Below are 6,383 nucleotides of genomic sequence, written 5' to 3'. Positions count from 1 at the left end.
CCGCGGCCGGCGCATTGCCTGCCGGCGTGGCCGCCCTCGGCGCGCCGGACGCCGCCACCGCGACCAGCCCCGGCGCCGTGGTCCCGCTGCTCGAGAACTACGACCTGCCACCGAGCGGTTCCGCGGTGGACGTCATGGTCGACCACCTGAAGATCCTGGCCGGCAAGGAGCCCGAGCGCGTTGCCGAAGTCGTCAAACAATGGGTACAGAAAAAACATGGCCGACCAGAATAATTTTGAGGACGACGCCGTCGTCCTGACGCCGGTCGAACAGGCCGCGATCGTGTTGCTGTCGATCGGCGAGGAGCAGGCGGCCGCTGTGCTGCGCTGCCTCGAACGCGACGAATTGATGGAACTGACCCAGGTCATGTCGCGCATGAGCGGCATCAAGGTCGATGCCGTCAAGTCGGCGCTCCAATCGTTCTTCGACGACTACCGCCAGCAAAGTGGCCTGCACGGCGCCTCGCGCAGCTACCTCAAGCGCTCGCTCGACCTGGCGCTGGGCAGCGACATCGCCAACAGCGTGCTCAATACGATCTATGGCGATGCGATCCGCCCGATGATGGCGCGCCTGCAGTACGCCTCGCCGCGCTGGCTGGCCGAATTCGTCTCGAGCGAGCACGTGCAGATGCAGGCCGTGTTCCTGGCCTTCCTGCCGCCGGCGCTGGCTTCCCAGATCCTGGAGGCGCTGCCGGTCGAGGGCCGCGAGCTGGTCTTGCTGAACATGGCGCGCCTGGACGAGATCGACCGCGACGTGCTGCACGAACTCGAAGAGCTGGTCGGCCGCTGCCTGGCCGCGCTGGATACGCAAAGCGCCAGCGTGGAAGGCGTGCGCCAGGTCGCCGACATCCTCAACCGCCTGCAGGACAACCGCGCCGGCATGGTCGAACTGCTGCGCGCCCACGATCCCGAGGTGGTGTCGCAGATCGAGATGTCGATGTACGACTTCTTCATCCTGTCGCGCCAGACCGAACAGGTCATCACCCGCCTGCTCGACGACGTGCCGCTGGAACAGTGGGCGATCGCGCTCAAGGGCGCCGAGGCGCCGCTGCGCGAAGCCATCCTGGCCGCGATGCCGCGCCGCCAGGCCCAGAGCTTCGAAGACCTGATGCGCCGTTCGGGCCCGATCCCGATGTCGCGCATCGAACAGACCCGCCGCGAGATCATGGCCACCGTCAAGGAACTGGCCGACGCCGGCGAGATCGACATCCAGCTGTTTGCCGAGGCGACCGCGGAATGAAGCAGTTCAGGTCCTATCACTTCCCGCCGCTGCACCAGTTCAGCGCGGCGCGCCCGGCCGGCCCGAACGGCGCGGGCTCGCAGGAGGAATGGCAGAGCGCCCTGGCCGACGGCTATCGCCAGGGCCAGCGCGAAGGCTATGAGGCCGGCCTCGACCAGGGCCGCGCCGAAGGCTATCCGCGCGGCGAGGCCGAGGGCCGCGAGCGCGGGATGGAAGAAGGCCGCGCCGCCGCGCTGGCGCGCTTCGACGAGCTGGCGCGCCCGGTCGAGGCCATGCTCGAGGGCCTGTCCCAGCTCAAGGCCGACCTGCGCGCGGCCCAGCGCAACGAAGTCGTCGAACTGGTCGGCAAGATCGCGCGCCAGGTGATCCGCGCCGAACTGGCGCTGCAGCCGGTGCAGCTGCTGGCGCTGGTGGAAGAAGCGCTGGCCGTGATGCCGCCGTCGCGCGACGAGGTCGAGGTGTTCCTCAACCCCGAAGAACTGCGCCGGGTGCAGGAACTCGATCCCAAGCGCGCGCGCACCTGGACCCTGCTGCCCGACCCTGCGCTGGAGCCGGGCGAGTGCCGCGTGCGTGCCGGCGACAATGAAGTCGACGCCGGCTGCCAGGGTCGCCTGGCAGCGGTGATGGAGCAGGTCCACGACCAGCTCATGACGGAGGAGCCGACGGCATGATGGCCCTGGCCGACAGCCTGCGTGCGGTCGACATCGGCGCGGTGCCGGTGGCGACGCCGACCGGACGCCTGGTGGGCGCCCAGGGACTCCTGCTGGAGTCCGTCGGCTGCCGCCTGCACACCGGCCAGCGCTGCCGCATCGAGACCGTCGACGGCGAGTGGCTCGACGCCCAGGTGGTGGGCTTTCGCGACAAGGTGTCGTACCTGATGCCGTTCAAGAAGGCTGCCGGCCTGGCCACCGGCGCGCGCGTGCTGCCCACGCCCGACAAGAGCGACCTGATGATCGGGCCTTCGTGGCTGGGCCGCATGGTCAACGGCCTGGGCGAGCCGATCGACGGCCTGGGCCGCCTTGGCGGCGACCAGCCGCTGTCGACCACCCCGCCGCGCGTCAATCCCCTCAGGAAGGCGCCGGTCGAGGAACCGCTCGACGTCGGCGTGCGCGCCATCAATGCCATGCTCACCATCGGCAAGGGCCAGCGCGTCGGCCTGATGGCCGGCTCCGGGGTCGGCAAGTCGGTGCTGCTGGGCCTGATCACGCGCCAGACCGTGGCCGACGTGATCGTGGTCGGCCTGATCGGCGAACGTAACCGCGAGGTGCGCGAGTTCGTCGAGCGCTCGCTCGGCCCGGAAGGCCTGAAACGCGCCGTATTGGTGGTGGCCCCGGCCGACGAAAGCCCCCTGATGCGCGTGATGGCGACCGAGATGTGCCATTCGATCGCCGCCCACTTCCGCGACCGCGGCCTGAACGTGCTGCTGCTGTGCGATTCGCTGACCCGCTACGCGATGGCGCTGCGCGAAGTCGCGCTGTCGCTGGGCGAGCCGCCGGCCACGCGCGGCTATCCGCCGTCGGTGTTCTCGAACCTGCCGCAACTGGTGGAATCGGCCGGCAATGGCGAACATCCGCAAGGCAGCATGAGCGCCATCTACACGGTGCTGGCCGAGGGCGACGACCAGCAGGATCCGGTGGTCGACTCGGCGCGCGCGATCCTCGACGGCCACATCGTGCTGACCCGCGAACTGGCCGAGCGCGGCCACTATCCGGCGATCGACGTCGCCCAGTCGATCTCGCGCTGCATGGCCCAGGTGGTGCCGCAGGAGCACGCGCTGGCCGCGCGCAAATTGAAAGCCGCGATGGCGCGCCATGCGCGCGTGCGCGACCTGATCCCGCTCGGCGCCTACGTCCCGGGCGCCGATCCGGAAACCGACCGCGCGGTGCAGCTGCAGCCGCAGATCGAAGCCTTCCTGTGCCAGGGCACGCGCGAGGCGGCGCCGATGGCCGGCTGCGTCGCCGCCCTGAGCGCGATGATGGCGTGAGGACCGGACCGTGAAACGAGAAAACACCATCCGCAGCCTCGACACCCTGGTGCAGCTGCGCTCGACCCAGGTCGACCGCCTGCAGGCCGACCTGGCCAGCCAGGAAGCGACCCGGGTGCGCTACCAGGTCAACCTGGAGCGCCTGGCGCTGCTGGCCGAAGGCAGCGGCGCGTCCGGCGCCACGCTGGCGCTCAATCCGGCGCTGGCCCTGAACTGCGGCGCCTACAAGCAAGGCGTGCTGGCGCTGGCCGACAGCCACCGCACCGACCTGGCGCTGCACGAAGCGAACATGGCGGTGGCGCAGGGCCGCCTGAAGGATGCCTGGGTGCGGCGCGAGCTGCTGGGCAAGGTGCTGGTGCGCGAGCAGGATGCGCTGGCAGTCGAACAGGAGCGCGCCACCAGAAAGCGCGAAGACGATATCGCCACCCAATCGTGGATGGCCGGAAAACCGGGCGGCCTGGCCGCGGCATGAACGACGCACACGAATAGACCAAGGAGCACGCATGGCAACTGCAATCACCGCACCAACCTACGATCCGATCCCGACCGCGAACGACCTGGCCGACAAGTACATCGCTTCGCGCCAGGCGATCCTGAACGCCCAGACGACGGCCGCCAGCGCCACCGAAAAAGGCTTGTCCGACCTGAGCTCGGCGCTGTCGGCATTCCAGACCAGCCTGTCTTCGCTCACCGGCCTGAACAAGACCATGTACGCGCAGTCGGCGGTGTTCGGCGACGCCGCCATCGGCAGCGCCACCGCCACCAGCACCGCGGCGGCCGGCACCTATTCCTTCTTCGTCAAGCAACTGGCCGCGGCCAGCCAGGTGTCGTACGCGGGCCTGGGCAACGCGACCGGCGTCAGCGGCAAGCTGGACATCCAGATGGGCGGCGTCGACGGCACGTCGTTCGAGGTGGACCTGGGCGCCACCGCGCGCGACCTGACCCCGCGCGAACTGGCGGCCGCCATCAACGCCGCCGAAGGCAACGACGGCAAGGTCGTGGCCTCGGTGGTCAACACCGGCAACGGCACCTCGGAACTGGTGCTCACCGCCAAGGACACCGGCGCCGCCTCGAAGATCACGATCGACGCCAGCGGCCTGCAAGGCGACCTCGACGGCAACCCGCTCGCCGCCAAGCTCGGCGCCGGCAACCTGCGCACGCTGGTCGACGGGGTCGACGCCGAAATCCACGTCGGCGGCGAAGGCGGCACCGCGATCACCCAGGCCAGCAATACCTTCACCGCGATCGACGGCGTCAAGATGACCTTCACCAAGGCCCAGGCATCGGGCGCCGCCCCGGTCTCGCTGACGGTGGGCCCCGACAACACGTCGACCCTCGCCAACGTGCAGGCCTTCGTCGACGCCTTCAACAAGCTCAAGACCACGCTGACCAAGCTCACCGCCGGCAACGACCCGTCCACCTCGGCCGACGACGGCGCCTTCGCCCGCGACGGCGGCGTGCGCGCGCTGGCGGACCGCCTGGCCGCCCTGCTGCGTCCGGGCACCGGCGAATCGCTCGCCACCTACGGCATCATCGCCACCCGCAGCGGCACGCTCGAGGTGAATTCGGACCGCCTGCTGGCCCAGCTGGCACGCAACCCGACCGGCCTCGATACGGTGATTGGCGCCGCCTCCGCCTCGAATCCGACCGGCGTCGCCGGCGAACTCGACAAATACCTGAAATCCTGGAGCAACGGCATCGACGGCCAGATCAAGCAGCGCCGCGACCAGAACGGCACCTTGCAGACGCGGCTGGCGGATCGCCAGGCCACGCTCGACCTGCAGCACAAGGCCGCCTACGACCGCTACCTGCGCCAGTTCACGCAACTGCAGTCGATGCAGGGCGTGATGAACCATAACGTGTCGCTGTTCGACGCCCTGTTCGGCAACGACCAAGACTAAGAGAGCCCCACCATCATGTCCTATCAGGAAGCCTACGGCAGCTACCACGCCGTCAACCTGGACGCCCAGACGTCGCGCGCCTCGCCGGTCGAGCTGGTCCTGTTGCTCACCGACGGCCTGCTCGACGAGCTGGCGCGCGCGCGCGCCCACATCGTGGCGCGCCGCTACGAGGCCAAGGCCAAGAGCATCGACAAGTGCGTCGAGATCATCAATGGCCTGTCGAGTTCGCTCGATTTCGAGAGCGGTGGCGAGACCGTGGCCAACCTGGCCCGCATCTACGACTTCTGCGCCCACCGCCTGAACGGCGCCGGCATCAAGCTCGACCCCACCATGGTCGACGAGGTGATCCAGGTCCTGACCACCATCCGCCAGGGCTGGAAAGGCGTGCAGGAACGCAATGGATAGGAGCGCCGCCATCGAGCGCCTGGCAACGCAGCTGCGCGACGCGAGCGCAGGCGCCGATTGGGACCTGCTGGAACGCGCGGCGCGCGCGCTCGGGCCGCAGTTGCAGGCGCTGGCCGGACGCGGAGACTGGAGCGCGCGCGAACGCGCCGCCCTGGCCCGGCTGCGCGCGGCCCACGATGGCGCCGCCCGCGCCAGCGCCGATGCGGCGTCGCACCTGCAAGCCCAGCTGGGCGAGATGCGCGACAACAAGGAAGGCTGGATGGCCTATGCCCTCGCGGGCGAACTCGAATCAGGTAGCACCCCATGATGAACTTTTCCATGAACAGCGCGATGAATGCCATGAATGCCGTCGGCGCCAGCGCCGGCAAGGTCGCCGCGAACGGCGCCCCGCTCGACGCGGCCGCCGCGCCTGATGGCGCCCAGCCGGGCATGCCGGCGGACGCGGCGGCGCCGCAGCCGGCCGCCCAGGTGCTGCCATTCCAGCAGTGGATCACCCTGGGCGACGTGGCGCCCGGGACCGACGCGGCGCTGCCGGTCGACGGCGCCGTGCCCGAAGCCGCACCGCAAGACCCCGGCGCCGACCAGCCGGACGACACGGCCGCACAGGATGCGGTGGCGATCGATGCCGCACTGGCCGCACTGTCCGTGATCACGCCGCAAGCGGCGCCGGCCGCGCTGCCGGCCATGATGATGGCGATGCCGGGCGCCAAGCCCGGCGCCGCCAACGATGGCGCCAACGTCGGCGCCAACGCCGCCGCCGTGACCTCCGCCGCACCCGCCACCCATGCCCTGCTGGCGCTCGACGCCGAGCCTCAGGCCGCGGCCCGCGGCGCAGCGGACGCCGCGGCCCTGAC

The 6,383-nt window shown here is 70.0% G+C and carries 7 protein-coding genes and 2 pseudogenes; all 9 read left to right on the top strand.

The window, feature by feature from the left end:
• Positions 1–233: pseudogene (locus HMPREF9710_RS28650) on the top strand (flagellar basal-body MS-ring/collar protein FliF); the annotation flags it as partial.
• Positions 217–1,239: a FliG C-terminal domain-containing protein gene (locus HMPREF9710_RS17845; protein ID WP_005668614.1), complete on the top strand. Its 1,023-nt coding sequence runs from the start codon at positions 217–219 to the stop codon at positions 1,237–1,239. The pseudogene HMPREF9710_RS28650 and the gene HMPREF9710_RS17845, both read left to right, overlap by 17 nt.
• Positions 1,236–1,910: a flagellar assembly protein FliH gene (gene fliH / locus HMPREF9710_RS17840; protein ID WP_005668613.1), complete on the top strand. Its 675-nt coding sequence runs from the start codon at positions 1,236–1,238 to the stop codon at positions 1,908–1,910. Before HMPREF9710_RS17845 ends, fliH begins: the two co-directional genes overlap by 4 nt.
• On the top strand, positions 1,907–3,223 hold the full coding sequence (fliI, locus tag HMPREF9710_RS17835; protein ID WP_005668612.1) for a flagellar protein export ATPase FliI: 1,317 nt from the start codon (positions 1,907–1,909) through the stop codon (positions 3,221–3,223). Before fliH ends, fliI begins: the two co-directional genes overlap by 4 nt.
• A gap of 10 nt (positions 3,224–3,233) precedes the next feature.
• Complete coding sequence (locus tag HMPREF9710_RS17830; RefSeq protein WP_005668611.1) at positions 3,234–3,695, top strand: flagellar FliJ family protein; 462 nt, start codon at positions 3,234–3,236, stop codon at positions 3,693–3,695.
• Between the two features lie 31 nt (positions 3,696–3,726).
• The gene (fliD, locus tag HMPREF9710_RS17825) at positions 3,727–5,124 is read left to right on the top strand and encodes a flagellar filament capping protein FliD (protein WP_005668610.1); all 1,398 of its coding nucleotides are present in this window, start codon (positions 3,727–3,729) and stop codon (positions 5,122–5,124) included.
• A gap of 15 nt (positions 5,125–5,139) precedes the next feature.
• Positions 5,140–5,529, top strand: a complete 390-nt coding sequence (gene fliS, locus HMPREF9710_RS17820; protein WP_005668609.1) for a flagellar export chaperone FliS — start codon at positions 5,140–5,142, stop codon at positions 5,527–5,529.
• On the top strand, positions 5,522–5,836 hold the full coding sequence (locus HMPREF9710_RS17815; RefSeq protein WP_005668608.1) for a hypothetical protein: 315 nt from the start codon (positions 5,522–5,524) through the stop codon (positions 5,834–5,836). Before fliS ends, HMPREF9710_RS17815 begins: the two co-directional genes overlap by 8 nt.
• Positions 5,833–6,383 (top strand): annotated as a pseudogene (locus HMPREF9710_RS28270) (hypothetical protein); the annotation flags it as partial. The gene HMPREF9710_RS17815 and the pseudogene HMPREF9710_RS28270, both read left to right, overlap by 4 nt.

The sequence above is a fragment of the Massilia timonae CCUG 45783 genome, from assembly GCF_000315425.1.
Lineage (GTDB): Bacteria > Pseudomonadota > Gammaproteobacteria > Burkholderiales > Burkholderiaceae_D > Telluria > Telluria timonae.
The sequence above is the reverse complement of the archived record's forward strand: the minus strand, read 5'-3'. Positions and strand labels throughout refer to the sequence as shown.